Genomic DNA, 26,400 nt, shown 5'->3' on the forward strand with positions numbered 1-26,400 from the left:
CGACTCCGCCTCCAGTTTCCCCGTTGGCCGCGAACATGGGCGACAGTCCGGCGCCCTTGTACGCCCGCGTCAAACAGATGATCACCCAGCAGATCGACAGCGGTAACTGGCCGCCGCACTACCGCGTACCGTCGGAAAGCGAACTGGTCAATCAGCTCGGTTTCAGCCGCATGACCATCAACCGCGCGCTGCGCGAGATGACCGCCGACGGCCTGTTGGTGCGTATGCAAGGCGTCGGGACTTTTGTCGCCGAACCGAAGAGCCAGTCCGCGCTGTTCGAAGTACACAACATCGCCGACGAGATCGCCTCGCGCGGTCATCGCCACACCTGCCAGGTCATCACCCTCGAAGAAGAGGCCGCCGGCTCCGAACGTGCGTTGGCACTGGACATGCGCGAAGGGCAGAAGGTCTTTCACTCGCTGATCGTGCATTACGAAAACGACATTCCGGTGCAAATCGAAGACCGTTTCGTCAATGCGCTGGTCGCCCCTGAATATCTCAAGCAGGACTTCACCCTGCAAACGCCTTACGCCTATCTCAATCAAGTCGCGCCACTGACCGAGGGCGAGCACGTAGTCGAAGCGATCCTCGCCGAGTCATCCGAGTGCAAGTTGCTGCAAATCGAAAAAGGCGAGCCATGCCTGCTGATTCGCCGTCGCACATGGTCGGGCCGTCAGCCGGTGACCGCCGCGCGATTGATTCACCCGGGTTCCCGTCATCGTCTGGAAGGCCGGTTCCATAAATAGAGAGCATAAATGAATGGTTTGAAGGTTTTACGCGCCGAAGGCTACCCGCGCATGCCGTGGAAAAACGGCGGCGGCAGCACTGAAGAAATCACCCGTGACTCGGGGGCTGGCCTCGATGGGTTTGGCTGGCGTCTGTCGATTGCCGATATCGCCGAGTCCGGCGGCTTTTCGACCTTCGCCGGTTACCAGCGGGTGATCACTGTGCTGCAAGGTGACGGTATGACTTTGTGCGTCGACGGTGACGACACTCGGCCACTGTTACCCCTCGACCCGTTCGCCTTCAGCGGTGAGAGCCAGGTCTCCTGCACGCTGCTCGGCGGCGCAATCCGCGACTTCAACCTGATCTACGCGCCGCAGCGCTACAGCGCGCGCTTGCAGTGGCTGGACGGCGAACAGCGGTTTTTCAGTTCGGCGGGCACGGTGTTGGTGTTCAGTGTCAGTGAGTTGCTGCAGGTGCGGGTCGGTGACAGCGTTGCGCAACTTGGCCGACACGATTGCCTGCAACTGGACGGTAACACCGGGCTGGTTGAAGTCGCCGTCGATGCGGCCTGCTGCGTAATCGAACTCACTGCACGCTGATCTAAATCTGGTAACACATCCTGTGGTGAGGGGATAAATCCCCTCACCACAAAAGCGTTCATACCTCCTGTTTCTTTCTCCGCACCAATTTGTTACCGAACGCCCCAGCGTGGCGCAAAACCACGCTCTCGTAACAACTCCCCAACTTCCAAAACCACCCCCGCGAAAAATTTCACCCACGCCAGAACCCTTGATTCAGGCGCCCTCCAGTCGTATCCGCAATTTTTCTTGAGCACTCCACCAGCAAGTTGGCCGCTTGATTGCATATGCTTGTATGTACAAGTAAAGACGTATGCGTATAAGTCCGCAGCGTCCACTGATTCGCTTGTCGCGCATTGAAGCGCACAGGCTGCTTGCCCACTGCCAGGGTTGGTTTGAATTGATCGCTGAGGAGTCTTTTTCGTGACTGACAACAAGATGACCACTGCTACTACCTTTACGAAGCACCGTGACGTCGAAATCCGTGCATCGCGCGGCAACAAGCTGACCGCCAAGAGCTGGCTGACCGAAGCGCCGCTGCGCATGTTGATGAACAACCTCGACCCGGAAGTCGCCGAGAACCCGAAAGAGCTGGTGGTCTACGGCGGTATCGGTCGCGCCGCGCGTAACTGGGAGTGCTACGACAAGATCGTCGAGAGCCTGACCAACCTGAACGACGACGAGACCCTGCTGGTGCAATCCGGCAAGCCGGTCGGCGTGTTCAAGACTCACAGCAACGCCCCGCGTGTACTGATCGCCAACTCCAACCTGGTTCCACACTGGGCGAGTTGGGAGCACTTCAACGAACTCGACGCCAAAGGCCTGGCCATGTACGGCCAGATGACTGCCGGCAGCTGGATCTACATCGGCAGCCAGGGCATCGTCCAGGGCACCTACGAAACCTTCGTTGAGGCCGGTCGCCAGCACTACAACGACAACCTCACCGGCAAGTGGGTGCTGACCGCCGGTCTGGGCGGCATGGGTGGCGCTCAGCCTCTGGCGGCAACCCTGGCCGGCGCCTGCTCGCTGAACATCGAATGCCAGCAGGTCAGCATCGATTTCCGCCTGAAAAGCCGTTACGTCGACGAGCAAGCCACTGACCTCGACGACGCGCTGGCGCGCATCGCCAAGTACACCAAAGAAGGCAAAGCGATCTCCATCGCGCTGCTGGGCAACGCCGCAGAAATCCTCCCGGAACTGGTCAAGCGCGGCGTGCGCCCGGACATGGTCACCGACCAGACCAGCGCCCATGACCCACTCAACGGCTACCTGCCGGCCGGCTGGACCTGGGACGAATACCGCGCCCGCGCCAAGACCGAACCGGCCGCTGTGATCAAAGCCGCCAAGCAGTCGATGGCCGTGCACGTCAAAGCGATGCTGGAATTCCAGAAGCAAGGCATCCCGACTTTCGACTACGGCAACAACATCCGTCAGATGGCCCAGGAAAAAGGCGTCGAGAACGCATTCGACTTCCCGGGTTTCGTACCGGCTTACATCCGTCCGCTGTTCTGCCGTGGCATTGGCCCGTTCCGCTGGGCGGCGCTGTCGGGTGATCCGCAAGACATCTACAAAACCGACGCCAAGGTCAAAGAGCTGATCCCGGACGACGCCCACCTGCACAACTGGCTGGACATGGCCCGCGAACGCATCAGCTTCCAGGGTCTGCCGGCACGTATCTGCTGGGTTGGCCTGGGCCTGCGCGCCAAGCTCGGTCTGGCGTTCAACGAAATGGTCCGCAGCGGTGAGTTGTCGGCGCCGATCGTGATCGGTCGCGACCACCTCGACTCTGGCTCGGTGGCCAGCCCGAACCGTGAAACCGAATCGATGCAGGACGGTTCCGACGCCGTGTCCGACTGGCCACTGCTCAACGCTCTGCTCAACACCGCGAGCGGCGCGACCTGGGTTTCCCTGCACCACGGCGGCGGTGTCGGCATGGGCTTCTCCCAGCACTCGGGCATGGTGATCGTCTGCGACGGTACTGACGAAGCGGCCGAGCGTATTGCGCGCGTGCTGCACAACGACCCGGCCACCGGTGTCATGCGTCACGCCGATGCCGGTTACCAGATCGCCATCGACTGCGCCAAGGAACAGGGCCTGAACCTGCCGATGATTACCGGTAAATAAACGCAAAAACCCTGTAGAAGCTGCCGAAGGCTGCGATCTTTTGATCTTCAAAAAGATCGCAGCCTCGTTTCACTCGACAGCTCCTACAGGGGTACGAACCAACCCAGAATAACAATCCACAGAGGTTGAACCATGGCTGTCAGTCCCGATCGTGCAGGCAACAAACCGTTGATCGAAAGGCGTTCGATCGACTACATCCCGGAAGCGGAAAGACACGGTCGTCTGTTCAGCCAATTCACACTGTGGATGGGTGCCAACCTGCAAATCACGGCGATTGTCACCGGGGCATTGGCCGTGGTGCTGGGCGGTGATGTGTTCTGGTCGTTGATCGGTCTGTTGATCGGTCAGCTGCTGGGCGGCGGCGTCATGGCGCTGCATGCGGCGCAAGGGCCGAAGCTTGGCCTGCCGCAGATGATCTCCAGCCGCGTGCAGTTCGGGGTTTATGGCGCAGCCATCCCGATCGTGCTGGTGTGCCTGATGTACCTGGGCTTCACCGCAACGGGCACGGTGCTTTCCGGCCAGGCGCTGGGCCAGTTGTTTGGCGTCAGCGACAGCATCGGCATTCTGATTTTCGCCAGCGTCATCGTGTTGGTGACGGTGATGGGTTATCGGGTCATCCACTGGATTGGCCGCGTCGCCAGCGTCATTGGCGTGATTGCGTTCGTTTTTCTGTTCTGGCGCCTGATGAGCCAGACCGACGTCGGCGCACTTCTGCAAATCCGCCACTTCAGCTGGAGCAGCTTCCTGCTGGCGGTGTCGCTCGCGGCGTCCTGGCAGATCGCTTTCGGCCCTTATGTGGCTGACTATTCGCGCTACCTGCCGAGCAAGACGTCAGCGGTGAAAACCTTTTTCGCCGCCGGCGCCGGTTCGGTGATTGGCGCCCAAGTGGCGATGATCCTTGGTGTGTTTGCTGCCGCTTCGGCCAACGGCCAGTTCGCCGGCCATGAAGTGGCTTACATCGTCGGTCTGGGCGGAACCGGTGCCACCGCTGCGCTGCTGTACTTCAGCATTGCGTTCGGCAAGGTGACCATCTCGACACTGAACTCCTACGGCAGCTTCATGTGCATCGCCACCATCATCAGCGGTTTCAAAGGCCATCTGCAGGTCTCGCGCATGCAGCGTCTGGTGTTCGTGCTGGTGATCGTTGGCGCGGCGACCCTGATCGCGTTGCTCGGTCAGCACTCGTTCCTCGGTGCGTTCAAGTCTTTCATCCTGTTCCTGCTCGCGTTCTTCACGCCGTGGAGCGCGATCAACCTGGTGGACTACTACTGCATCACTCGCGAGCGCTATGACGTGCCGGCGCTGGCCGATCCGAACGGTCGCTATGGCCGCTGGAACCTACTCGGTATCAGCGTTTATGTCTTCGGGGTACTGGTGCAATTGCCGTTCATCTCCACCAAGTTCTACACCGGTCCGCTGGTGGCCGCTCTCGGTGATGTGGATATCTCCTGGATCATCGGTCTGCTGCTGCCTGCCGCCGTGTATTACGTGTGCGCAAAAAAATGGCACAGCCCAGTGCCCGATCAACTGATTCTGCCGGTCGAGCAGGACAGCGTTGTACAACCTAAAACAAGTGGGGCCGTTCGCGCTGCGGCGCAGGCCTGATTGGACGTGGACAGGGCTGGATGCCTCTTGACTGCCGTAAGCCAATTCATGATTAGGAGCGTCGCAACAATGAAATCGAACAAGACCCTGCTGACTACATTGCTGTCCATGGGCCTGTTGGCCAGCGCTGGCGCCACTCAAGCCGCCGGCTGGTGCGAATCGGGCAAACCGGTGAAATTCGCCGGTCTGAACTGGGAAAGCGGCATGCTGCTGACCGACGTGCTGCAAGTGGTGCTGGAAAAAGGTTATGACTGCAAGACCGACAGCCTGCCGGGCAACTCCATCACCATGGAAAACGCCCTGAGCAGCAACGACATTCAAGTGTTCGCCGAAGAGTGGGTCGGCCGCAGCGAGGTCTGGAACAAGGCCGAGAAGGCCGGCAAAGTCGTCGGCGTTGGCGCCCCCGTAGTGGGCGCTATCGAAGGCTGGTATGTGCCGCGTTACGTGATCGAAGGCGACGCCAAGCGCAAACTTGAACCGAAAGCCCCTGACCTGAAAAACATCGCTGATCTGGCCAAGTACTCTGCTGTGTTCAAGGACGCCGAAGAGCCCTCCAAAGGCCGTTTCTACAACTGCCCGGCCGGCTGGACTTGTGAGCTGGACAACAGCGAAATGCTGAAAAGCTATGGTCTGGAAAGCAGCTACACCAACTTCCGTCCGGGCACCGGCCCGGCGCTGGATGCGGCGGTGCTGTCGAGCTACAAGCGTGGCGAGCCGATCCTGTTCTACTACTGGTCGCCAACCCCGCTGATGGGCCAGGTCGATCTGGTCAAACTGGAAGAAAAACCGGGCGTCGACAAGCGCGTGACGATCAAGGTCGGCCTGTCCAAGACCTTCCACGAGCAAGCCCCGGAGCTGGTGGCCGTGCTGGAGAAGGTCAACCTGCCAATCGACCTGCTCAACCAGAACCTCGGCCGCATGGCGAAGGAGCGTATCGAGTCGCCAAAACTGGCGAAAATCTTCCTCAAGGAACATCCTGAAGTCTGGCACGCATGGGTGAGCGAAGACGCAGCCAAAAAGATCGACGCGGCCTTGTAGGTCCAGCTTCTCCGGCTGCCGGCCACGGCAGTCGGATGCTTGATCGCAACCCCTTGATTGAGAGTCTCTTATGTTTCCCGAAAGCTTTACCTTTTCCATCGCCGACTGGGTCAACGGTTGGGTCGATTCCCTGGTCACCAACTATGGTGATGTGTTCCGCCAGATCTCGGACACCCTGCTGTGGGCCATCGTCAATCTTGAAGGCCTGCTGCGTGCAGCGCCGTGGTGGTTGATGCTGGCAATCGTCGGTGTCGTCGCCTGGCACGCAACGCGCAAAGTGGTGACCACGGCGGTGATCGTCGGTCTGCTGTTCCTCGTTGGCGCTGTCGGCCTGTGGGACAAACTCATGCAAACCCTGGCGCTGATGATGGTCGCGACGATCATTTCGGTGCTGATCGGCATACCGTTGGGGATTCTCTCGGCGCGCAGCAATCGCCTGCGCTCGGTGCTGATGCCGCTGCTCGACATCATGCAGACCATGCCGAGTTTCGTGTACCTGATCCCGGTGCTGATGCTGTTCGGTCTGGGCAAGGTGCCGGCGATTTTCGCGACCGTGATCTACGCCGCGCCGCCACTGATTCGCCTGACCGATCTGGGCATCCGCCAGGTCGACGGCGAAGTCATGGAAGCGATCAATGCGTTCGGCGCGAACCGCTGGCAGCAACTGTTCGGCGTGCAACTGCCGCTGGCCCTGCCGAGCATCATGGCCGGGATCAACCAGACCACCATGATGGCCCTGTCGATGGTGGTGATCGCCTCGATGATCGGCGCCCGTGGCTTGGGTGAAGATGTGTTGGTGGGGATTCAGACCCTCAACGTCGGGCGGGGTCTTGAGGCCGGTCTGGCGATCGTGATTCTCGCAGTGGTCATCGACCGCATTACTCAGGCGTATGGTCGGCCACGGCATGAGGTGAGCAAATGAGCAACGCAACCGTGAGCAAGATTGAAGTCAAAAACGTCTTCAAGATTTTCGGCAACCGCGCCAAGGACGCCCTGGCCATGGTTGGCCAGGGCAAGACCAAGGATCAGGTGCTGAACGAAACCGGTTGCGTGGTCGGGGTCAACGACCTGTCGCTGAGCATCGGCACCGGCGAGATCTTCGTGATCATGGGCCTGTCCGGCTCGGGCAAGTCGACGCTGGTGCGCCATTTCAATCGCCTGATCGACCCGACCAGCGGCGCGATCCTGGTCGACGGCGTGGACATCCTGCAATACGACATGGAAGCCCTGCGCGAATTTCGCCGGCACAAGATCAGCATGGTCTTCCAGAGCTTCGGCCTGCTGCCGCACAAGACCGTGATCGACAACGTCGCCTACGGCCTGAAAGTGCGCGGCGAGAGCAAGCAACTGTGCGCCGAGCGGGCGCTGCACTGGATCAACACCGTGGGCCTCAAGGGCTACGAAAACAAATACCCGCATCAGCTTTCCGGCGGCATGCGTCAGCGTGTCGGCCTGGCCCGTGCCTTGGCGGCGGACACTGACATCATCCTGATGGACGAAGCGTTCAGCGCGCTGGATCCGCTGATCCGCGCCGAGATGCAGGACCAGTTGCTGGAACTGCAAAAGACCCTGCACAAGACCATCGTCTTCATCACCCACGACCTCGACGAGGCCGTGCGCATCGGCAACCGCATTGCGATCCTCAAGGACGGCAAGCTGATTCAGGTCGGTACGCCGCGCGAGATCCTGCATTCGCCGGCGGATGAGTATGTCGACCGGTTCGTGCAGCGGCGTGCGGCGGTGGTTTGACAGCTTTTGTGGTGAGGGTATTTATCCCCGATGGGCGGCGAAGCCGCCCCTCAGGATTGCATGCGGTGTACCTGAAGCAGCCGGGCTGCATATTTGGGGCGGCTTCGCCACCCATCGGGGATAAATCCCCTCACCACAGGATTTCCGCATCAACAGAATTGGCATGAGGTTTTAGATGTCCCAGGCTGAAAAAATCGTGATCACCGGCAGCCCCCTGCGTTGGCAGGACGTGGTCGCCGTCGCGCGGCACGGCGCGCAACTTGAGCTGTCGGGCGAGGCCTGGGCGCGCATCGAAAACGCTCAGGCCATCGTTCAGCGCATTGTCGTCAGCGGCGAGCGCGCTTATGGCGTCAACACCGGTCTGGGCGGGTTGTCCAACGTCTCGCTGAAAGACGAACAACTCAGCCAGTTGTCGCGCAACACCTTGCTCAGCCACGCCTGCGGCGTCGGCCCGGTACTGCCTGACGAACAGACCCGCGCCATCCTCTGCGCGGCGATCCGCAACTTCAGCCAAGGCAAATCCGGCCTGCACCGCCGGGTCGTCGAAGCACTGTTGGCACTGCTCAATCGCGGCATCACCCCGCAGGTTCCGTCGCAAGGCTCGGTGGGCTACCTGACCCACATGGCGCACATCGGCATTGCGCTGCTGGGCGTGGGCAATGTCAGCTATCGCGGGCAGATTATTTCTGCACAACAGGCCTTGGCAGAAGAGGGCCTGCAACCGGTGCAACTCGGCGCGAAAGACGGTTTGTGTCTGGTCAACGGTACGCCGTGCATGACTGGCCTCAGCTGTCTGGCCATCGCCGATGCCACGCGTCTGCTGCAATGGGCCGACGTCATCGGCGCCATGAGTTTCGAAGCTCAGCGTGGTCAGATCGATGCGTTCGATGCCGAGATCATTGCGCTTAAACCGCACCCGGGCATGCAGCAGGTTGGCGTCAATCTGCGCGCGTTGCTTGATGGCAGTGAAGTGATCGCGTCGAGCAAAGGCATTCGCACTCAAGATGCCTTGAGCATTCGTTCGATCCCGCAGGTGCATGGCGCCGCGCGCGATCAACTCGAGCACGCAATCAAACAGGTCGAAGCTGAACTCAACGGCTGCACCGACAACCCGTTGCTGTTGGGTACGCCGGACGATTTCCGCGTCATGTCGCAAGCCAATCCGCACGGCCAATCGGTAGCGATGGCCGCTGATCTGCTGGCGATCGCAGTGGCGGAAATCGGCTCGATTGCCGAGCGCCGTCTCGATCGTCTGGTCAACCCGCACGTCAGCGGTTTGCCGGCGTTTCTGGTGGCCAATCCGGGGGTGAACTCGGGGATGATGATCGTGCAATACGTCGCCGCGTCGCTGTGTGCGGAAAACCGCCAATTGGCGCAACCGGCGGTGCTCGACAACTACGTCACCTCCGGTTTGCAGGAAGACCATCTGAGCATGGGTACCAGCGCCGCGCTGAAGCTGCATCGCGCGCTGGAAAACTGCACGCAGATCCTCGCCATCGAATATCTGCTGGCGGCCCAGGCGTTTGAATTCTTGAAAGCGCAGCGCTTTGGCGCGGGCACCGATATCGCGTGGCGCCTGCTGCGTGAGAAAGTCCCGGCCCACGATCAGGACCGCTGGCTGGCGCCGGATATCGCCGCCGCTGCGAGCGTTTTGAAAGCCCCGAATTTGCTGCACAACGTATTACCGAATTTGCACTGATTTCTTAAACGCCAGCGTGCCAAGGCGCGGATCGCCCAAAAAGCGAAATGCGACGGATAACGGAATGCTCCGGAGCGACTGGCGAGCCAATAACAATCTCTCAAAAGGAGCATTTAAATGACTGCGCTAAACCTGATCCCCGGCCAACTGAGCCTGGCTCAACTGCGTGACGTTTTTCAAAACCCGGTCAAGCTGACCCTCGACAACAGCGCATCGCAGCAGATCGAAGCCAGTGTGGCCTGCGTCGAACAGATCCTCGCCGAGAACCGCACCGCCTACGGCATCAACACCGGGTTCGGCCTGCTGGCCTCGACTCGTATTGCCAGCGAAGACCTGGAAAACCTCCAGCGCTCGCTGGTGTTGTCCCACGCCGCCGGCGTCGGCGAGCCGATCAGCGATGCGCTGGTGCGTCTGGTCATGGTGCTCAAGGTCAACAGCCTCAGCCGTGGTTTCTCCGGGATTCGTCGGCAGGTGATCGATGCGCTGATTGCGCTGATCAATGCCGAGGTCTATCCGCACATTCCGCTGAAAGGTTCGGTGGGGGCTTCCGGTGACCTCGCGCCACTGGCGCATATGTCGCTGGTGCTGCTGGGCGAGGGCAAGGCGCGTTACAAGGGCGAGTGGATGGAAGCGACCGAGGCGCTGAAAGTCGCCGGCCTGACGCCGCTGACGCTGGCGGCGAAAGAAGGTCTGGCGCTGCTCAACGGGACTCAGGTCTCGACTGCGTTCGCCTTGCGTGGTCTGTTTGAAGGTGAGGATCTGTTTGCCGGTGCGATCGCGTTGGGCGGTCTGACCGTTGAAGCGGTGCTCGGCTCGCGCTCGCCGTTTGACGCGCGTATCCACGCCGCTCGTGGCCAGAAAGGCCAGATCGATGCCGCCGCCGCTTACCGTGATTTGCTGGGTGAGCGCAGCGAAGTTTCCGACTCGCACCAGAACTGCGAGAAGGTTCAAGACCCGTACTCGCTGCGTTGCCAGCCGCAAGTCATGGGCGCGTGCCTGACCCAATTCCGTCAAGCGGCTGAGGTGCTGGCGGTCGAAGCCAACGCCGTGTCGGATAACCCGTTGGTGTTCGCCGCTGAAGGCGATGTGATTTCCGGCGGTAACTTCCACGCCGAACCGGTGGCCATGGCCGCTGACAACATGGCCCTGGCCATCGCTGAAATCGGCTCGCTGAGCGAACGCCGCATCTCGCTGATGATGGACAAGCACATGTCGCAACTGCCGCCGTTCCTGGTGGCCAATGGCGGGGTCAACTCCGGTTTCATGATCGCCCAAGTGACGGCGGCGGCACTGGCCAGTGAAAACAAGGCGCTGTCCCATCCGCATTCGGTGGACAGCCTGCCGACCTCGGCCAACCAGGAAGACCATGTGTCCATGGCCCCGGCTGCCGGCAAACGCTTGTGGGAAATGGCCGAGAACACTCGCGGGATTCTCGCGGTGGAATGGCTCGCGGCGGTACAGGGGCTGGATCTGCGTAACGGCCTGAAGACTTCGGCGAAGCTGGAAAAGGCCCGGGCGATTCTGCGTAAGGAAGTGCCGTTCTATGAGAAGGACCGGTTTTTTGCGCCGGACATCAATGCGGCGACCGAGTTGTTGGCTTCGCGGTGTTTGACTGAGCTGGTGCCGGCGAAATTGCTGCCTAGCCTGTAAGGGCCTCTTCGCGAGCAGGCTCGCTCCCACAGTTGGAATGCGTATCCCTGTGGGAGCGAGCCTGCTCGCGAAATCGATTTTGAATAGTGTGGAGACTAAGGGATGAAAACCCTCTGGCAACACTGCCACGTCGCAACCATGGCGCAAGGCGTCTACTCGATCATCGAAGATGCGGCCATCGTGACGTCCGGTGCGCATATCGAGTGGATCGGCCCGCGTCATCAATTACCGTCCGGCGAATACCCGGCGGTCAATGATCTGCAAGGCGCGTGGGTTACCCCCGGCCTGATCGATTGCCACACCCACACCGTGTTCGGCGGCAACCGCAGCGGCGAATTCGAAAAGCGCCTGCAAGGTGTCAGCTACGCCGAGATCGCGGCGCAGGGTGGTGGCATTGCCAGTACCGTACGCGCCACTCGTGAAGCAACCGAAGACGAACTGTTCGCCAGCGCCGCCAAACGCCTGAAAAGCCTGATGCGCGACGGCGTGACCACGGTGGAAATGAAGTCCGGCTACGGTCTCGATCTAGCCAATGAACGCAAAATCCTCCGTGTCATCCGTCGCCTGGCAAAAGAGCTGCCGATCAGCGTGCGCAGCACCTGCCTGGCCGCCCACGCGTTGCCACCGGAATACAAGGATCGCGCCGACGACTACATCGATCACATCTGCGCCGAGATGCTGCCAGCGCTGGCCGCTGAAGGTCTGGTCGATGCCGTGGATGCCTTCTGCGAATACCTGGCGTTCTCGCCGGAGCAAGTCGAGCGCGTTTTCATCACCGCGAAAAAACTCGGTCTGCCGGTGAAACTGCACGCCGAGCAATTGTCGTCGCTGCACGGCTCCAGCCTGGCCGCGCGCTACCACGCGTTGTCCGCCGATCACCTGGAGTTCATGGACGAAGCCGACGCCATCGCCATGGCCGCGTCCGACACCGTCGCGGTGCTGCTGCCGGGCGCGTTCTACTTCCTGCGTGAAACCCAGTTGCCGCCGATGGACGCCCTGCGCAAGCACAAGGTGAAGATCGCCATCGCCAGCGATCTCAACCCCGGTACCTCGCCGGCGCTGTCGTTGCGCCTGATGCTGAACATGGCTTGCACCTGCTTTCGTATGACCCCGGAAGAAGCCTTGGCCGGCGCGACGATTCATGCCGCGCAAGCGCTGGGCATGGCCGACACTCACGGCTCACTGGAAGTCGGCAAGGTCGCGGATTTCGTCGCCTGGCACATCGATCGTCCGGCGGATCTGGCCTATTGGCTAGGTGGTGATCTGGACAAACGCGTCGTGCGTCACGGCGTTGAATCAAGTCTGTAGGAGAGCGGTTGTGGATAAGGTTCTGAACTTCAAACAAGGTCGCGTGCCGCTGCTGATCAGCATGCCCCATGCCGGTGTACGTCTGACCCCGGTGGTCGAGGCCGGCCTGATTGGCGACGCGAAAAGTCTGCCGGACACTGACTGGCATATTCCGCAGCTCTACGACTTTGCCGAAGAACTGGGCGCCAGCACGCTGGCGGCCGAGTACTCGCGTTTCGTCATCGACCTCAACCGGCCGTCCGACGACAAGCCGCTGTACGCCGGCGCCACCACCGGGCTGTACCCGGCGACGCTGTTTGATGGCATCCCGTTGTTCAAGGAAGGGCTGGAGCCGTCGAAAGAAGAACGCGCGACATATCTGGAGCAGATCTGGACGCCGTATCACCGCACCTTGCAAGAGGAGCTGGCACGGCTGAAGGCCGAGTTCGGTTACGCGTTGCTGTTTGACGCACACTCGATCCGCTCGATCATCCCGCACCTGTTCGACGGCAAATTGCCGGACTTCAACCTCGGCACCTTCAACGGCGCGAGCTGCGATCCGCAACTGGCCGCGCAACTGGAAGCGATCTGCGCGCGTCATGGCGATTACAGCCATGTGCTCAACGGTCGCTTCAAGGGCGGCCACATCACCCGCCATTACGGCAACCCGGCCGAGAACATCCACGCTGTGCAACTGGAACTGGGTCAGTGTACGTACATGGAAGAGTTCGAACCGTTCCGCTATCGCGCCGATCTGGCCGAGCCGACACGGGTGGTGCTCAAGGAGTTGCTGCAAGGCTTCATCGCCTGGGGCAAATCCCGCTACAGCGCATAAACCTCTTTCTGTGGGGGCATGCTCATTGACGTAAATCGGGTTTATGATGCCCAACGGCAGAATAATAGAAGTCCCCCCAGGGATGACCTCGACCCCTTACGGAGCGCGCAATGCAGACTTTGTTTCCGCAGATCAAACCACACGCCCGGCACGATCTGGCTGTCGATGACACGCATACACTGTACGTCGACGAAAGCGGTTCGCCGGAAGGCTTGCCGGTCGTGTTCATCCACGGCGGCCCCGGTGCCGGGTGCGATGCACAGAGCCGCCGGTATTTCGATCCGAACCTGTACCGCATTGTCACCTTCGACCAGCGCGGCTGCGGACGCTCCACCCCGCACGCCAGCCTGGAAAACAACACCACCTGGGATCTGGTCGCCGACCTTGAGCGAATCCGCAAACACCTGGGCATCGACAAATGGGTGCTGTTCGGAGGCTCGTGGGGTTCGACCCTGGCACTGGCCTACGCGCAAACCCATCCGGAGCGCGTTCACGGTCTGATCCTGCGCGGGATCTTTCTCTGCCGTCCGCAGGAAATCGAGTGGTTCTACCAGGCCGGTGCCAGCCGTCTGTTCCCCGATTACTGGCAGGACTACATTGCGCCGATCCCAGTGGACGAGCGCGACGACCTGCTCAACGCTTTCCACAAGCGCCTGACCGGCAATGATCAGATCGCCCAGATGCACGCGGCCAAAGCCTGGTCGACCTGGGAAGGGCGCACCGCGACCCTGCGGCCGAACCCGCTGGTGGTCGATCGTTTCTCCGAACCGCAGCGCGCCTTGTCGATTGCGCGGATCGAATGCCACTACTTCACCAATAACGCCTTCCTTGAACCGAACCAACTGATTCGCGATATGGGCAAGATCGCCCATCTGCCCGGCGTGATCATCCACGGCCGTTACGACGTGATCTGCCCGCTCGATAACGCTTGGGAATTGCATCAGGCCTGGCCGAACAGTGAGCTGCAAGTGATCCGCGATGCCGGCCACGCTGCGTCCGAACCGGGTATCACCGACGCATTGGTACGTGCCGCCGGTCAAATGGCCCGACGCCTGCTCGACCTGCCGCCCGAAGAAGCATGAAGGGGCTTTTACAACGCGTGCGTGGCGCGCGAGTCGAAGTGGCGGGAGAGGTGGTTGGCGCGGTAGATCACGGTTTGCTGGTGCTGGTGGCGGTCGAACCCGACGACACGCGTGCCAGCGCCGACAAACTTCTGCATAAGCTGCTTAACTATCGGGTATTCAGCGACGCCGAGGGCAAGATGAACTTGTCCCTCGCGGACGTTGGCGGCGGGCTGTTGCTGGTCTCTCAGTTCACCCTCGCTGCCGACACCAAAAGCGGGTTGCGGCCGAGCTTTTCAACCGCCGCCCCTCCGGCGCTGGGCGAGGAATTGTTCGACTATCTATTGAGCAAAGCGAAACAGGTGCATGGCACTGTGGCATCAGGTAGATTCGGCGCCGATATGCAGGTGCATTTGGTCAACGATGGCCCTGTTACCTTTTTGTTACAGACCTGAAAGCACCTGAAACACCTTTTTAGGAAATTTCGACTGTTTTTAGGGTGTTTTCGCGATAAATACTTTGTTACCCCTGATGCGTTGTCACGCGGGCTACTAGATAATCGCGCGCTATGGGGATCAGCGTTCGTTGGTCCATTTTTGACTTAGGTAGAGACTTGTCTGGATCCGATTGGGGAATCATTTTGCCCTAGCGGAGTCGGAACAATGCTCGCCAACTTGGCAAGGGTGCTCTGGTAGGTCGGCTTTTCAATGCCGATACCTTTAAAGACACTTCATCTGGCCGTTGGTTTTTTGATCTGTTTTCGGCGAGGGTTGCTCGTGATCGTTAGTCCCTGTAATGCAGCAAAAATGTCTGCCAAACGCATGCGAAGTGCCCTGGTAGCGGGTTCGGCGCTCCTGTGCCTGCTTAGCGCCGGTCAGCTTTGGGCGTTCAATCTTGACGATGTATCCGCCAAGGCTAAAGAGCTGGCCGGGCAGAAGTTCGAAGCCCCGCGCAGCAACCTGCCGAACGAGTTCCGCGACATGAAGTTCGCGGATTATCAGAAAATCCGTTTCCTCACCGAAAAGGCTGAGTGGGCTGATCAGAAGACGCCGTTCAAACTGTCCTTCTATCACCAGGGTATGCACTTCGATACACCGGTGAAAATCAACGAAATCACGGCGAACACCGTCGAAGAGATCAAATACGATCCGACGCGTTTCGATTTCGGCGATTTGAAATTCGATCCTAAAGCCACCGAACAACTGGGTTATGCCGGTTTCCGTGTGCTGTACCCGATCAACAAGGCCGACAAGCAAGACGAAATCATGACCATGCTCGGCGCGAGCTACTTCCGCGTCGTCGGCAAGGGTCACACTTACGGTCTGTCGGCCCGTGGTCTGGCGGTCGATACCGCGCTGCCGTCGGGTGAAGAATTCCCGCGTTTTCGCGAATTCTGGATTCAACAGCCGAAGCCGGGCGACAAGCACCTGGTGATCTTCGCTCTGCTGGATTCGCCGCGTGCCACCGGTGCCTACCGTTTGATCCTGCGTCCGGGCAGCGACACCATTGTCGACGTCAAGGCGCAGATGTTCCTGCGTGACAAGGTCGGCAAACTGGGCATCGCGCCACTGACCAGCATGTTCCTGTTCGGCGCCAACCAGCCGTCGAAAGTTCTCAACTATCGTCGTGAGCTGCACGACTCCAGCGGTCTGTCGATCCATGCCGGCAACGGCGAGTGGATCTGGCGCCCACTGAACAACCCGAAACATCTGGCCGTGAGCAACTTCAGCGTCGAGAACCTGCGTGGTTTCGGTCTGCTGCAACGTGGCCGTAACTTCAGCCACTACGAAGACCTCGACGACCGCTACGACAAGCGCCCAAGCGCGTGGATCGAACCGAAGGGCGACTGGGGCAAAGGCACCGTCGATCTGGTCGAAATTCCGACTGCCGACGAAACCAACGACAACATCGTTGCGTTCTGGAGCCCGGAAAAAATGCCGGAGCCAGGCCAGCCGCTGGACTTCGCTTACCGCATGCACTGGACCATGGACGAAGCGGCGATTCACGCGCCGGACAGCGCCTGGGTTGCGCAGACTCTGCGTTCCACCGGTGACGTCAAACAATCGAACCTGATCCGTCAGCCGGACGGCAGCGTTGCCTATCTGGTCGACTTCGAAGGCCCATCGCTGGCCGCTCTGACTCCGGATGCCGACGTGCGCAGCCAGGTCAGCGTTGGCGACAACGCCGAACTGGTCGAGAACAGCGTGCGCTACAACCCGGAAACCAAGGGCTGGCGCTTGACCCTGCGGATGAAGATCAAGGACGCGAGCAAGTCGACCGAGATGCGAGCCGCCCTGGTGCAGCCAATCGTGACCGCTGATCTGGCCAAGTCTTCGGTGCCGGCGTCCAACTCGTCCGTCGCCAAGGCCGACAAGGTTGCCGCCAAGCAGCAAGAGAAGCTCGACAAGGAAGCCAAGGCTGCCGAGGCCAAACAGGCCGAAGCCAAGCCAGTTGCAGATGCCAAGGACAAGGCCAACAAAGACGCCAAGCAGCCAGTCGCTGCGGACGCGGCCCCAGCCACACCGGAATCGGCGCCGACTGAAGAAGTCCTGACCGAGACCTGGAGCTATCAGTTGCCTGCCGATGAGTAACTCTCAAGTACAGCCAGAGACTCTGTCCGAGTATCTGGCGCATCTGCCGATGACCGACCAGCAGCGCGCGGAACTCGCGGGTTGCCAGTCGTTCAGCGAGCTGCATCAACGCCTGTCGTCCTCGACGTTCGACGCCCCCACCGAAGCCGCCCAGGCTTCGGTGGGCAAGCGCCTGACCCTGAGCACCGCCGAAGAGCTTGAAGAAGCGGAAATGCTGGTGCTCGACGCCAGCGGTCGAGTCAGCCTCAAGGCCACGCCGCCGATTCGTCGGACCAAAGTCGTTCCGGAGCCATGGCGCACCAATATTCTGGTGCGTGGCTGGCGCCGTATGACCGGCCGTACCAATCCACCGCAACCGCCGAAGGACGAGAACGTCCTGCCGGCCGCGCGCTGGCGCACTGTCGGTTCGATCCGCCGCTACATTCTGTTGGTGTTGATGCTCGGCCAGACCATCGTTGCCGGCTGGTACATGAAAGGCATCATGCCTTACCAGGGCTGGTCGTTCGTCGATCTGGACGAAGTCCTGCACCAGCCGCTGCTGCAAACCGCCACGCAAGTGCTGCCGTATGCGCTGCAAACCAGCATTCTGATTCTCTTCGGCATTCTGTTCTGCTGGGTGTCGGCCGGTTTCTGGACGGCACTGATGGGCTTCCTCGAGTTGCTCACCGGTCACGATAAATACCGCATTTCCGGCAAAAGCGCCGGCAACGAGCCGATTGCCAAAGACGCTCGTACCGCGCTGGTCATGCCGATCTGCAACGAAGACGTGCCACGGGTATTTGCCGGTCTGCGCGCAACGTTCGAATCGGTTGCCGCTACCGGTGATCTGGATCGCTTCGACTTCTTCGTGCTCAGCGACAGTAACGACACCGACATCTGCGTGGCCGAGCAACAGGCCTGGCTGGACGTCTGCCGCGAAGCCAAGGGCTTCGGCAAGATCTTCTATCGCCGCCGTCGCCGTCGCGTTAAGCGCAAGAGCGGCAACCTCGACGACTTCTGCCGTCGTTGGGGTGGTGATTACAAGTACATGGTCGTCCTCGACGCTGACTCCGTGATGAGCGGTGAGTGTCTGACCAGTCTGGTGCGCCTGATGGAAGCTACGCCGGACGCCGGGATCATCCAGACCGCGCCGCGTGCGTCGGGCATGGACACTCTGTATGCGCGCATGCAGCAGTTCGCCACTCGCGTTTATGGGCCGCTGTTCACCGCCGGTCTGCACTTCTGGCAGTTGGGCGAATCCCACTACTGGGGTCACAACGCGATCATCCGCATGAAGCCGTTCATCGACCACTGCGCCTTGGCGCCGTTGCCGGGCAAGGGCGCGTTTTCCGGTGCGATTCTGTCTCACGACTTCGTTGAAGCCGCGCTGATGCGTCGTGCCGGTTGGGGCGTGTGGATTGCCTACGACCTGCCAGGCAGCTACGAAGAACTGCCGCCGAACCTGCTCGACGAACTCAAGCGTGACCGTCGCTGGTGCCACGGCAACTTGATGAACTTCCGTCTGTTCCTGGTCAAAGGCATGCATCCGGTACACCGCGCGGTGTTCCTCACCGGCGTGATGTCGTACCTGTCGGCGCCGTTGTGGTTCTTCTTCCTGGTGTTGTCGACTGCGCTGCTGGCGGTGAACACGCTGATGGAGCCGCAGTACTTCCTTGAGCCGCGTCAGCTCTATCCGCTGTGGCCACAATGGCACCCGGACAAGGCGATCGCGCTGTTCTCGACGACTATCGTGCTGTTGTTCCTGCCGAAACTGTTGAGCATCATTCTGATATGGGCCAAGGGCGCGAAAGAGTTCGGCGGCAAGTTCAAGGTAACGCTGTCGATGCTGCTGGAGATGCTGTTCTCCATGCTGCTGGCGCCGGTGCGGATGATTTTCCACACCCGTTTCGTGCTGGCCGCGTTCCTCGGCTGGGCCGCGACCTGGAACTCGCCACAGCGTGACGACGACTCCACACCGTGGAGCGAGGCGGTCAAACGCCACGGCCCGCAGACCCTGCTGGGCTTCTGCTGGGCGCTGTTGGTGATCTGGCTGAACCCGAGCTTCCTGTGGTGGCTGGTACCGATTGTCGGTTCGCTGATGCTGTCGATCCCGGTGTCGGTGATTTCCAGCCGTGTCGGTCTGGGCCTCAAATCCCGTGACGAGAGCCTGTTCCTCATCCCTGAGGAATACAATCCGCCACAGGCGCTGCTGGCGACTGACCAGTACACCCACGAGAACCGTTGGCATGCGCTGAATGATGGCTTTATCCGTGCAGTGGTCGATCCGCAGCAGAACGCCTTGGCGTGCTCGCTGGCGACTTCCCGTCACGGTCAGGCCGAGCCGATCGAATGGCTGCGTCAGGAGCGTGTTCGTCACGCGATCAAGGTTGGCCCTGCCGGGTTGAATAACCATGATCGTCTGCAACTGCTGAGCGACCCGGTTGCGCTGGCGCGCTTGCATGAGCAGGTCTGGGGCGAAGGTCACGCCGAGTGGCTGGACGCATGGCGGGCTTCGGTGAAAGCCGATCCGCATGCGCCGCTGCTGCCGCTGCGACCGGTGAGCATGCAAGCTCAACCGGCCTGATAAGAAGCCCCGCGAAAGCGGGGTTTTTTTTTGCCCTGACGACAGCGGGCGCTGATCTGCAATCGATCAAAAAACCTTGTGCAAACGAACGAGTGCGTTAGCATCCGTCCAAGAATTGGCGCACCCGGGCATTTTTGCCCGTCTCTGTTGGTTTTCGCGCCGCAAACGCAATGGTTTTGGGGACTTGAAGATGAAGAAGTATCTGTCGATGCTGCTGGTCGGCGTCACGGCACTGGTTGCAGTCACTGCGGCGCAGGCTGGCGCAATTGATGAAGCGGTCAAGCGCGGCACGTTGAAAGTCGGTATGGATCCGACCTACATGCCGTTCGAGATGACCAACAAGCGCGGCGAGATCATCGGCTTCGAAGTCGACATCCTCAAAGCCATGACCAAAGCCATGGGCGTCAAGCTGGAGCTGGTTTCGACCGGCTACGACGGCATCATCCCGGCGCTGATGACCGACAAGTTCGACATGATCGGCAGCGGCATGACCCTGACTCAGGAACGCAACCTGCGCCTGAACTTCAGCGAGCCGTTCATCGTCGTCGGCCAGACCCTGCTGATCCGCAAGGAACTGGAAGGCACCATCAAGTCGTATAAAGACCTGAACACCGCCGACTACCGCATTACCTCAAAACTCGGCACCACCGGTGAAATGGTCGCCAAGAAGCTGATCTCCAAAGCCAAGTACCACGGCTACGACAACGAGCAGGAAGCCGTGCTCGACGTGGTCAACGGCAAGGCCGACGCCTTCATCTACGACGCGCCATACAACGTTGTCGCGGTAAACAAGGTCGGCGCCGGCAAACTGGTGTTCCTCGACAAGCCCTTCACCTACGAGCCACTGGCCTTCGGTCTGAAGAAGGGTGACTACGACAGCCTCAATTTCATCAACAACTTCCTGCACCAGATCCACGAAGACGGCACCTACGATCGCATCCATGACAAGTGGTTCAAGAGCACCGAGTGGCTCAAGGACATGGAATAACGCCGGTCTGCAAGACCGCGTTACCCCTTTCGCGAGCAGGCTCGCTCCCACATTGGAATGCATTTCAAATGTGGGAGCGAGCCTGCTCGCGAAGAGGACCTTGTAAGCAACACCAATCCCGGAACCTGCAATGAAACATAAAAAAGCCCAATGGCCCTGGCACGTCCTCACCGTGCTGGTGCTGATCGGCCTGGCCGGTGCGTTGTATTACGCCACGTCGCTGATGTCCTACGAATGGCGCTGGAATCGCGTGCCGCAGTACTTCGCCTATCAGGCCGAAGAAACCCAGCGTGCCGCCGACATTTCCACCGTCACCGAACTGGTGCGCAAGGGCAGTAGCGCGCAAGTCACTCTGCGCAACGATGCCGGTGACGAGCAGCACCTGACCGTCGACGAGAACAGCCTGCAATTCGCTCAGGGCGACGATGTGGCCGAAGGCGACGTCGTGGGTGTCACTCGGCATTGGGCGGCAGGGCCGCTGTTGTGGGGGCTGTGGACGACGCTTTGGCTGTCGGTGGTCTCCGGCATTCTCGGTTTGTTGATCGGTCTGGTCACCGGGCTGTGCCGTTTGTCGAGCAACCCGACTCTGCGCGACCTGTCGAGCATCTACGTCGAACTGGTACGCGGCACGCCGCTGCTGGTGCAGATTTTCATTTTCTACTTCTTCATCGGCACGGTGATGAACCTGTCCCGGGAGTTCGCCGGGATCGCCGCGTTGTCGCTGTTCACCGGCGCCTACGTTGCCGAGATCATCCGTTCCGGCGTGCAGTCAATTGCCCGTGGCCAGAACGAAGCCGCGCGTTCGCTCGGTCTGAGCGCTGGCCAGTCGATGCGCCATGTGGTGCTGCCACAAGCGTTCAAACGCGTGCTGCCGCCACTGGCCGGGCAGTTCATCAGTCTGGTCAAGGACACCTCGCTGGTGTCGGTGATCGCCATCACCGAGCTGCTGAAAAGCGGCCGTGAAGTCATCACGACTTCGTTCTCGCCGTTCGAGATTCTGTTCTGCGTGGCCGGTCTGTACCTGTTGATCAACCTGCCGCTGTCGAAAATCGCCAGCCGGCTTGAGCGGAGGCTCGCGCAAAGTGATTGAAGTCCGCGATCTGGTAAAAGTCTTCGACACCCGTGGCCAGGTAGTGCGCGCGGTGGATAACGTCAGCACCAAGGTGGCCAAGGGCGAAGTACTAGTGGTGATCGGCCCGTCCGGTTCCGGCAAGTCGACGTTCCTGCGTTGCCTCAATGGCCTGGAAGAGTTCGACTCCGGTTCGGTGAGCATCGACGGTCTGCAACTGGCTGACCCGAAAACCGACGTGAATGCCTACCGCCGCGAAGTCGGCATGGTGTTCCAGCATTTCAACCTGTTCCCGCACATGACCGTGTTGGAAAACCTTTGTCTGGCGCAAAAAGTCGTGCGCAAGCGCGGCAAGAAAGAGCGCGAGGCGAAGGCCATGGAGTTGCTGAAAAAGGTCGGTATCGCGCAGAAAGCCAACGAGTTTCCGTCACGCCTGTCCGGCGGTCAGCAGCAGCGCGTGGCAATCGCCCGGGCGCTGGCGATGGAGCCGAAGGTGATGCTGTTCGATGAGCCGACCTCGGCCCTCGACCCGGAAATGGTCGGCGAAGTACTGGATGTGATGAAGAACCTGGCCGTGGAAGGCATGACCATGGTCTGCGTCACCCACGAAATGGGCTTCGCCCGGGAAGTGGCAGATCGGGTGCTGTTCTTCGATCACGGCAAGTTGCTGGAAGATGCGTCGCCGGCGGAGTTCTTTGATGCGCCGAAGGATCCGCGCGCTCAGGCTTTTCTACGCCAGGTCCTGTAACTTCGGCGTCCTCTCGGACGCCATCGCTGGCAAGCCAGCTCCCACAGTGAATCGGCTGAACACAAACTTTGTGATCGACTACAAACCTGTGGGAGCTGGCTTGCCAGCGATAGCATCACCTCGGTCCACAGTGAACCGAGGCAGATGAATCACCTCAAACCTTGAATCGCCCCACCAGCGTCTGCAGATGCGTCCCCAGCCGCGCCAGCTCAACGCTGGACGCTGCCGTCTCTTCACTCGCCGCCGATGTCTGATCCGACACATCGCGCACATTCAGCACGCTACGGTTGATCTCTTCCGCCACCGCGCTCTGCTGCTCTGCCGCCGCAGCGATCTGCTGGTTCATCGCCTGAATCGCCGAAACAGTGCGGGTGATGCTTGCCAGCGAGCCACCGGCCCGACGGGTCAGCTCAACGCTGCTGTCGGTCAGGGTGCGGCTGTTGTCCATGATCGTCGCCACTTGCTGGGTGCCGTTTTGCAGGCCGACGATCAGCTCTTCGATCTCTTCGGTGGACTTCTGCGTGCGCTGGGCGAGGCTGCGTACTTCATCGGCAACCACGGCGAAACCACGACCGGCCTCACCGGCACGCGCCGCCTCGATGGCCGCGTTGAGCGCCAGCAGGTTGGTTTGCTGGGCCACGGATTTGATTACGTCGAGGACGCTGCCGATCTTGTCGCTTTCGCGCTTGAGTTCGCCCATGGCTTCGGTGGAGTGACCGACTTCAACGGCCAGACGCTCGATCTGCGCAATGGCTTCGCCGACGACTTTGTCGCCTTCGCGGGCCTGTTGGTCCGCAGCGACAGCGGCTTCGGAAGCCTCTTCAGCGTTGCGCGCAACTTCCTGCACGGTGGCAGCCATTTCGTTCATGGCGGTGGCGACCTGATCGGTCTCGATCTTCTGATTGTTGACCCCGGCGCTGGTTTGCTCGGTCACGGCGGACAGCTCTTCGGCGGCACTGGCGATCTGTGTGACGCCATCGCTGATCCCGCCGATCAACTCGCGCAGGCCTTGGGTCATGCTCTGCATCGAACGCTGCAACTGGCCAAGTTCGTCGCGGCGCAACGAGACCAGGTTGTGGGTCAGGTCGCCGGCTGCGACGCGCTCGGCGACTTTCAGGGTCTGGTTCAGCGGAATGATGATTTGCCGCGTGATCGCCCAAGCCGCCAGCAGGCCGAAGGCCAAGGCCAGCAGGGTGGCGATCAACAGCATGTTCTTGGCGTGGGCGGCATCGGTGTCGCGCACGATAGTTTGCGAAGCCGTCAGCTTCTTGCTGAGGTCGATCAAGATGTCGCCCTGAGCGGACATGCGCGCGAGTGACTTGGCATTGGTGACCTGCGAGTCGCGGAACTGAGCGACCGCCGCGCGATAGGCTTTGATCGAATCGGTGGCCTGTTGCAGGTTGGCGATGTGTTGTTCCGGCAGTTTCGACGACAGGCTTTCAAGATTTTTGAGGGCATTGTCGATGGCATTCAGTGCCGGTTGCTCTGCTTCAGCCTTGCCGCTGTAGGTGTAGCCGCGCACTTGATAACGCGCCTGCTGGAGCAGTTTGCTCAGTTCAATCACGCTGTTGAACTGCGCGACGCTGTCACCTTGCAGCAAGGATTTTTCAACTTCCGATACCTTTGCCACGGCGTTGTCGGCGCTGGCGCCCAGCTTGCTGCGGGCGTCTTCGCGCTGGACGGTGGCTTGAGTCATGTCGGCAAAAGCACGTTTGTATTCGGCAACGGCGGCCAATTGCTGATCGACCATGGCGGCGTCGGATGGTTGTTCAATCAGGCCGCGTGCGGTTTGCAGGCCGCTGTCGAGTTTGTTCAGCAACTCGTTGACCGCGCCCGGGCCTTGTTCGCCACGGCGTGCGTCATAGTCCACGCGCGCCAGGCGCAGGTCTTTGGTCAGCTCGTTGAGGCTGGAGATGAAACCGAGCTTGTCCCCACGGCTGATGATGCCGCTCATGCCGGTCCAGCCGGTAAAGGTGATCAACAGCGTCAGCACCAGCACCAGGCCGAAACCGATTCCCAGTTTGCGTTTGACGCTGACGTTTCCAAGACTCTCGGCTAACCAACGGTACATGCGACGACTCCCTCAGACCACTCATTGGACTTATGGGAACTGTATCGGCTGCGTGATGGCATTCTGTAATGCCATCTGTCCTGGCTAGAAGAGGCGGGCGAGGAGGGCGGTGACGGCGGTTTCGACGCGCAGGATGCGTTCGCCCAGTTGCACCGGTTGCAGGCCGGATTTGGCCAGCAGATCGATTTCGTAAGGAATCCAGCCACCTTCGGGGCCGATGGCCAAAGTCACCGGTTCGCTCAATGCGCGCGGGCAGGGCGGATAGTTACCGGGATGGCCGACCAGACCGAGTGTGCCTTCAGTAATCGCTGGCAGGCGGTCTTCGACAAACGGCTTGAAGCGTTTCTCGATGATGATTTGCGGCAGCACCGTATCCCGCGCCTGTTCGAGGCCGAGGATCAGCTGTTCGCGGATTGCGTCAGGTTCGAGAAACGGTGTCTGCCAGAAACTCTTCTCGACCCGATAGCTGTTGACCAGAATGACCTTTGACACACCCATGGTCGCCACGGTCTGGAACACCCGACGCAGCATTTTTGGACGCGGCAGGGCCAGTACCAAGGTCAGCGGCAGTTTGGCCGGTGGCGGCTGATCGACGCTGACGCGTAGTTCAGCTTCACCAGCCTCCAGCCGCAAAAGCTCAGCCGAACCCATCAGCCCATTGATGCGACCGACCCGCAGGCTGTCACCCACTTGCGAGCGATGAACTTCCTGCATGTGCGTCAGGCGTCGATCACGCAGCACCACACGGTCGGCCGCAATGAAGTCGGCCTCTTCGAGCAGCAGCAGGTTCATGCCTGGGTCGCTGGCGGCTGGTCGTTGTGATCGTCGGCCGGATTTTCATCCGGACGTTCGCGCTTGCTGACCAGACCACCGAACAGAATGCCGATTTCAAACAGCATCCACATCGGCACGGCCAACAGGGTCTGCGAGAAAATGTCCGGCGGCGTGAGAATCATGCCGACCACGAAGCAGCCAATGATCACGTACGGACGGATCTTTCTCAGGTAGGCGACGTCGACCACGCCGATCCACACCAGCAGCACCACGGCCACCGGTATCTCGAACGCCACGCCGAAGGCGAAAAACAACGTCATGACGAAATCGAGGTAGCTGGCAATGTCGGTCATCATTTCCACGCCGGCCGGGGTGGCGGCGGCGAAGAACTTGAAGATCAGCGGGAATACGAAGTAATAGGCGAAAGCCATGCCGGTGTAGAACAGCAGGATGCTGGAGACCAGCAACGGCACGGCGATGCGCTTCTCATGCTTGTACAGGCCCGGCGCGATGAAGCCCCAGATCTGATGCAGGATCACCGGAATCGCGAGGAACAGCGAGACCATCATCGTCAGCTTCAGTGGCGTCAGGAACGGCGACGACACGTCGGTGGCGATCATCGTCGCGCCGACCGGCAGGTACTGACGCAGCGGCGTCGAGACGAAGGTGTAGATCTGCTGGGTGAAGGCGAACAGCCCGGCGAAGATGATGAAGATCGCCGCCACACAACGCAGCAGGCGGGTGCGCAACTCGGTGAGGTGCGAAACCAGCGGCATATGCTGGTCGTTTTCTGGGAGATCGCTCATGGGGCTCGCGGCGGCAGTGTAGGGTCGTGAGGGGCCGGCGCGGTCGGCGCGACGGTAGGAGCAATGTGTTCAATCGAAGTAGGTGTCACGGCCGGTGCCGGCTCGGTGGCAGCTACAACCGGGGCAACTGCGGCAGGCGCATGAATCGTCTGCTCACCCACATGTTCAACCGGAGTCGGCTCTTGCTGAACCGGATTGAAAATCTTCCGCGCCTCCTGCTCCAGCGACAGAATGTGCTCGTTGTGCAGTTGCCGACGAATCTCGTCGGCACCGATTTCACGTTCAACTTCCTGTTTGATCGCGTTGAAGCTGCGCTTCAGCCGTCCGACCCACAGTCCGGCGGTGCGTGCAGCGCCCGGCAGACGCTCGGGGCCCAGCACCAGCAGGGCAACGAGGCCGACGAGCAGCAGTTCAGAGAAGCTGATACCAAACATTAGT

22 protein-coding genes and 1 pseudogene are annotated in these 26,400 nt (G+C 60.5%); 18 read left to right on the forward strand and 5 right to left on the reverse strand.

What is annotated here, in order from left to right:
- Positions 1-35: 35 nt before the first annotated feature.
- The 18 genes from hutC to ACA074_RS01890 all read left to right on the forward strand — a co-directional run bounded on the left by hutC (position 36) and on the right by ACA074_RS01890 (position 22,311).
- Positions 36-746, forward strand: a complete 711-nt coding sequence (gene hutC / locus ACA074_RS01805) for a histidine utilization transcriptional repressor HutC (RefSeq protein ID WP_162130175.1) — start codon at positions 36-38, stop codon at positions 744-746.
- A gap of 9 nt (positions 747-755) precedes the next feature.
- The gene (locus tag ACA074_RS01810; RefSeq protein WP_489879711.1) at positions 756-1,325 is read left to right on the forward strand and encodes a HutD/Ves family protein; all 570 of its coding nucleotides are present in this window, start codon (positions 756-758) and stop codon (positions 1,323-1,325) included.
- Between the two features lie 417 nt (positions 1,326-1,742).
- Positions 1,743-3,428 (forward strand): urocanate hydratase, encoded by a 1,686-nt coding sequence (gene hutU / locus ACA074_RS01815; protein WP_497679305.1) that lies wholly within the window; start codon positions 1,743-1,745, stop codon positions 3,426-3,428.
- A 132-nt stretch (positions 3,429-3,560) separates the two neighbouring features.
- Positions 3,561-5,033, forward strand: a complete 1,473-nt coding sequence (locus tag ACA074_RS01820) for a purine-cytosine permease family protein (RefSeq protein ID WP_497678336.1) — start codon at positions 3,561-3,563, stop codon at positions 5,031-5,033.
- 69 nt (positions 5,034-5,102) lie between these two features.
- Positions 5,103-6,071: an ABC transporter substrate-binding protein gene (locus ACA074_RS01825; protein ID WP_187678854.1), complete on the forward strand. Its 969-nt coding sequence runs from the start codon at positions 5,103-5,105 to the stop codon at positions 6,069-6,071.
- Between the two features lie 70 nt (positions 6,072-6,141).
- Positions 6,142-6,993 (forward strand): ABC transporter permease, encoded by an 852-nt coding sequence (locus ACA074_RS01830; protein ID WP_042557230.1) that lies wholly within the window; start codon positions 6,142-6,144, stop codon positions 6,991-6,993.
- A complete protein-coding gene (locus tag ACA074_RS01835; protein ID WP_497678337.1) occupies positions 6,990-7,820 on the forward strand; it encodes a quaternary amine ABC transporter ATP-binding protein in 831 nt (276 codons plus the stop codon). Before ACA074_RS01830 ends, ACA074_RS01835 begins: the two co-directional genes overlap by 4 nt.
- 175 nt (positions 7,821-7,995) lie before the next feature.
- Positions 7,996-9,519, forward strand: coding sequence for a histidine ammonia-lyase (gene hutH / locus ACA074_RS01840; protein ID WP_497678338.1), 1,524 nt, complete (start codon positions 7,996-7,998; stop codon positions 9,517-9,519).
- 117 nt (positions 9,520-9,636) lie between these two features.
- Positions 9,637-11,169: a histidine ammonia-lyase gene (gene hutH, locus ACA074_RS01845; RefSeq protein WP_497678339.1), complete on the forward strand. Its 1,533-nt coding sequence runs from the start codon at positions 9,637-9,639 to the stop codon at positions 11,167-11,169.
- 102 nt (positions 11,170-11,271) lie between these two features.
- Positions 11,272-12,477 carry an imidazolonepropionase gene (gene hutI, locus ACA074_RS01850; protein WP_497678340.1) on the forward strand — a complete coding sequence of 402 codons (1,206 nt, stop codon included), beginning with the start codon at positions 11,272-11,274 and terminating at the stop codon, positions 12,475-12,477.
- Positions 12,478-12,487: 10 nt separating this feature from the next.
- A complete protein-coding gene (hutG, locus tag ACA074_RS01855) occupies positions 12,488-13,291 on the forward strand; it encodes an N-formylglutamate deformylase (protein ID WP_497616094.1) in 804 nt (267 codons plus the stop codon).
- A gap of 110 nt (positions 13,292-13,401) precedes the next feature.
- Positions 13,402-14,373, forward strand: coding sequence for a prolyl aminopeptidase (pip, locus tag ACA074_RS01860; RefSeq protein ID WP_187678848.1), 972 nt, complete (start codon positions 13,402-13,404; stop codon positions 14,371-14,373).
- Entirely contained in the window at positions 14,370-14,807 is a 438-nt protein-coding gene (gene dtd, locus ACA074_RS01865) for a D-aminoacyl-tRNA deacylase (protein ID WP_187678847.1), read from the forward strand. The genes pip and dtd overlap by 4 nt, the downstream gene beginning before the upstream one ends.
- A gap of 351 nt (positions 14,808-15,158) precedes the next feature.
- Positions 15,159-16,943: a glucan biosynthesis protein G gene (locus ACA074_RS01870; RefSeq protein ID WP_497678341.1), complete on the forward strand. Its 1,785-nt coding sequence runs from the start codon at positions 15,159-15,161 to the stop codon at positions 16,941-16,943.
- Positions 16,936-19,506, forward strand: a complete 2,571-nt coding sequence (mdoH, locus tag ACA074_RS01875; protein WP_497616099.1) for a glucans biosynthesis glucosyltransferase MdoH — start codon at positions 16,936-16,938, stop codon at positions 19,504-19,506. Before ACA074_RS01870 ends, mdoH begins: the two co-directional genes overlap by 8 nt.
- A 190-nt stretch (positions 19,507-19,696) precedes the next feature.
- Entirely contained in the window at positions 19,697-20,494 is a 798-nt protein-coding gene (locus tag ACA074_RS01880; protein WP_187678844.1) for a transporter substrate-binding domain-containing protein, read from the forward strand.
- A gap of 130 nt (positions 20,495-20,624) precedes the next feature.
- Positions 20,625-21,584, forward strand: coding sequence for an amino acid ABC transporter permease (locus tag ACA074_RS01885; RefSeq protein ID WP_187679576.1), 960 nt, complete (start codon positions 20,625-20,627; stop codon positions 21,582-21,584).
- Positions 21,577-22,311 (forward strand): amino acid ABC transporter ATP-binding protein, encoded by a 735-nt coding sequence (locus tag ACA074_RS01890; RefSeq protein WP_401270415.1) that lies wholly within the window; start codon positions 21,577-21,579, stop codon positions 22,309-22,311. Before ACA074_RS01885 ends, ACA074_RS01890 begins: the two co-directional genes overlap by 8 nt.
- 154 nt (positions 22,312-22,465) lie before the next feature.
- Here ACA074_RS01890 and ACA074_RS01895 read toward each other — a convergent pair whose 3' ends face one another.
- The 5 genes and pseudogenes from ACA074_RS01895 to tatB form a co-directional block, all read right to left on the reverse strand.
- Entirely contained in the window at positions 22,466-23,338 is an 873-nt protein-coding gene (locus ACA074_RS01895) for a methyl-accepting chemotaxis protein (RefSeq protein ID WP_401270428.1), read from the reverse strand.
- Positions 23,321-24,382, reverse strand: a pseudogene (locus ACA074_RS01900) (methyl-accepting chemotaxis protein); the annotation flags it as partial. The gene ACA074_RS01895 and the pseudogene ACA074_RS01900, both read right to left, overlap by 18 nt.
- An 84-nt stretch (positions 24,383-24,466) precedes the next feature.
- The gene (locus tag ACA074_RS01905; RefSeq protein ID WP_187679578.1) at positions 24,467-25,174 is read right to left on the reverse strand and encodes a 16S rRNA (uracil(1498)-N(3))-methyltransferase; all 708 of its coding nucleotides are present in this window, start codon (positions 25,172-25,174) and stop codon (positions 24,467-24,469) included.
- The gene (gene tatC, locus ACA074_RS01910; RefSeq protein ID WP_401270421.1) at positions 25,171-25,962 is read right to left on the reverse strand and encodes a twin-arginine translocase subunit TatC; all 792 of its coding nucleotides are present in this window, start codon (positions 25,960-25,962) and stop codon (positions 25,171-25,173) included. The genes ACA074_RS01905 and tatC overlap by 4 nt, the downstream gene beginning before the upstream one ends.
- Positions 25,959-26,396 (reverse strand): Sec-independent protein translocase protein TatB, encoded by a 438-nt coding sequence (gene tatB / locus ACA074_RS01915; RefSeq protein ID WP_497678342.1) that lies wholly within the window; start codon positions 26,394-26,396, stop codon positions 25,959-25,961. The genes tatC and tatB overlap by 4 nt, the downstream gene beginning before the upstream one ends.
- Between the last annotated feature and the right edge of the window lie 4 nt (positions 26,397-26,400).

The sequence above is a fragment of the Pseudomonas sp. LBUM1655 genome (assembly GCF_059716085.1).

Coding starts and splice junctions, on each gene's coding strand:
- mdoH (WP_497616099.1), top strand. CDS start 16,936: ATGAGTAACTCTCAAGTACAGCCAGAGACTCTGTCCGAGTATCTGGCG.
- hutH (WP_497678338.1), top strand. CDS start 7,996: ATGTCCCAGGCTGAAAAAATCGTGATCACCGGCAGCCCCCTGCGTTGG.
- tatC (WP_401270421.1), bottom strand. CDS start 25,962: ATGAGCGATCTCCCAGAAAACGACCAGCATATGCCGCTGGTTTCGCAC.
- tatB (WP_497678342.1), bottom strand. CDS start 26,396: ATGTTTGGTATCAGCTTCTCTGAACTGCTGCTCGTCGGCCTCGTTGCC.
- ACA074_RS01810 (WP_489879711.1), top strand. CDS start 756: ATGAATGGTTTGAAGGTTTTACGCGCCGAAGGCTACCCGCGCATGCCG.
- ACA074_RS01835 (WP_497678337.1), top strand. CDS start 6,990: ATGAGCAACGCAACCGTGAGCAAGATTGAAGTCAAAAACGTCTTCAAG.
- ACA074_RS01885 (WP_187679576.1), top strand. CDS start 20,625: ATGAAACATAAAAAAGCCCAATGGCCCTGGCACGTCCTCACCGTGCTG.
- ACA074_RS01870 (WP_497678341.1), top strand. CDS start 15,159: ATGTCTGCCAAACGCATGCGAAGTGCCCTGGTAGCGGGTTCGGCGCTC.
- hutI (WP_497678340.1), top strand. CDS start 11,272: ATGAAAACCCTCTGGCAACACTGCCACGTCGCAACCATGGCGCAAGGC.
- hutC (WP_162130175.1), top strand. CDS start 36: ATGGGCGACAGTCCGGCGCCCTTGTACGCCCGCGTCAAACAGATGATC.
- ACA074_RS01880 (WP_187678844.1), top strand. CDS start 19,697: ATGAAGAAGTATCTGTCGATGCTGCTGGTCGGCGTCACGGCACTGGTT.
- ACA074_RS01905 (WP_187679578.1), bottom strand. CDS start 25,174: ATGAACCTGCTGCTGCTCGAAGAGGCCGACTTCATTGCGGCCGACCGT.
- hutU (WP_497679305.1), top strand. CDS start 1,743: ATGACCACTGCTACTACCTTTACGAAGCACCGTGACGTCGAAATCCGT.
- ACA074_RS01830 (WP_042557230.1), top strand. CDS start 6,142: ATGTTTCCCGAAAGCTTTACCTTTTCCATCGCCGACTGGGTCAACGGT.
- ACA074_RS01895 (WP_401270428.1), bottom strand. CDS start 23,338: ATGCAGAGCATGACCCAAGGCCTGCGCGAGTTGATCGGCGGGATCAGC.
- hutH (WP_497678339.1), top strand. CDS start 9,637: ATGACTGCGCTAAACCTGATCCCCGGCCAACTGAGCCTGGCTCAACTG.
- pip (WP_187678848.1), top strand. CDS start 13,402: ATGCAGACTTTGTTTCCGCAGATCAAACCACACGCCCGGCACGATCTG.
- dtd (WP_187678847.1), top strand. CDS start 14,370: ATGAAGGGGCTTTTACAACGCGTGCGTGGCGCGCGAGTCGAAGTGGCG.
- ACA074_RS01825 (WP_187678854.1), top strand. CDS start 5,103: ATGAAATCGAACAAGACCCTGCTGACTACATTGCTGTCCATGGGCCTG.
- ACA074_RS01820 (WP_497678336.1), top strand. CDS start 3,561: ATGGCTGTCAGTCCCGATCGTGCAGGCAACAAACCGTTGATCGAAAGG.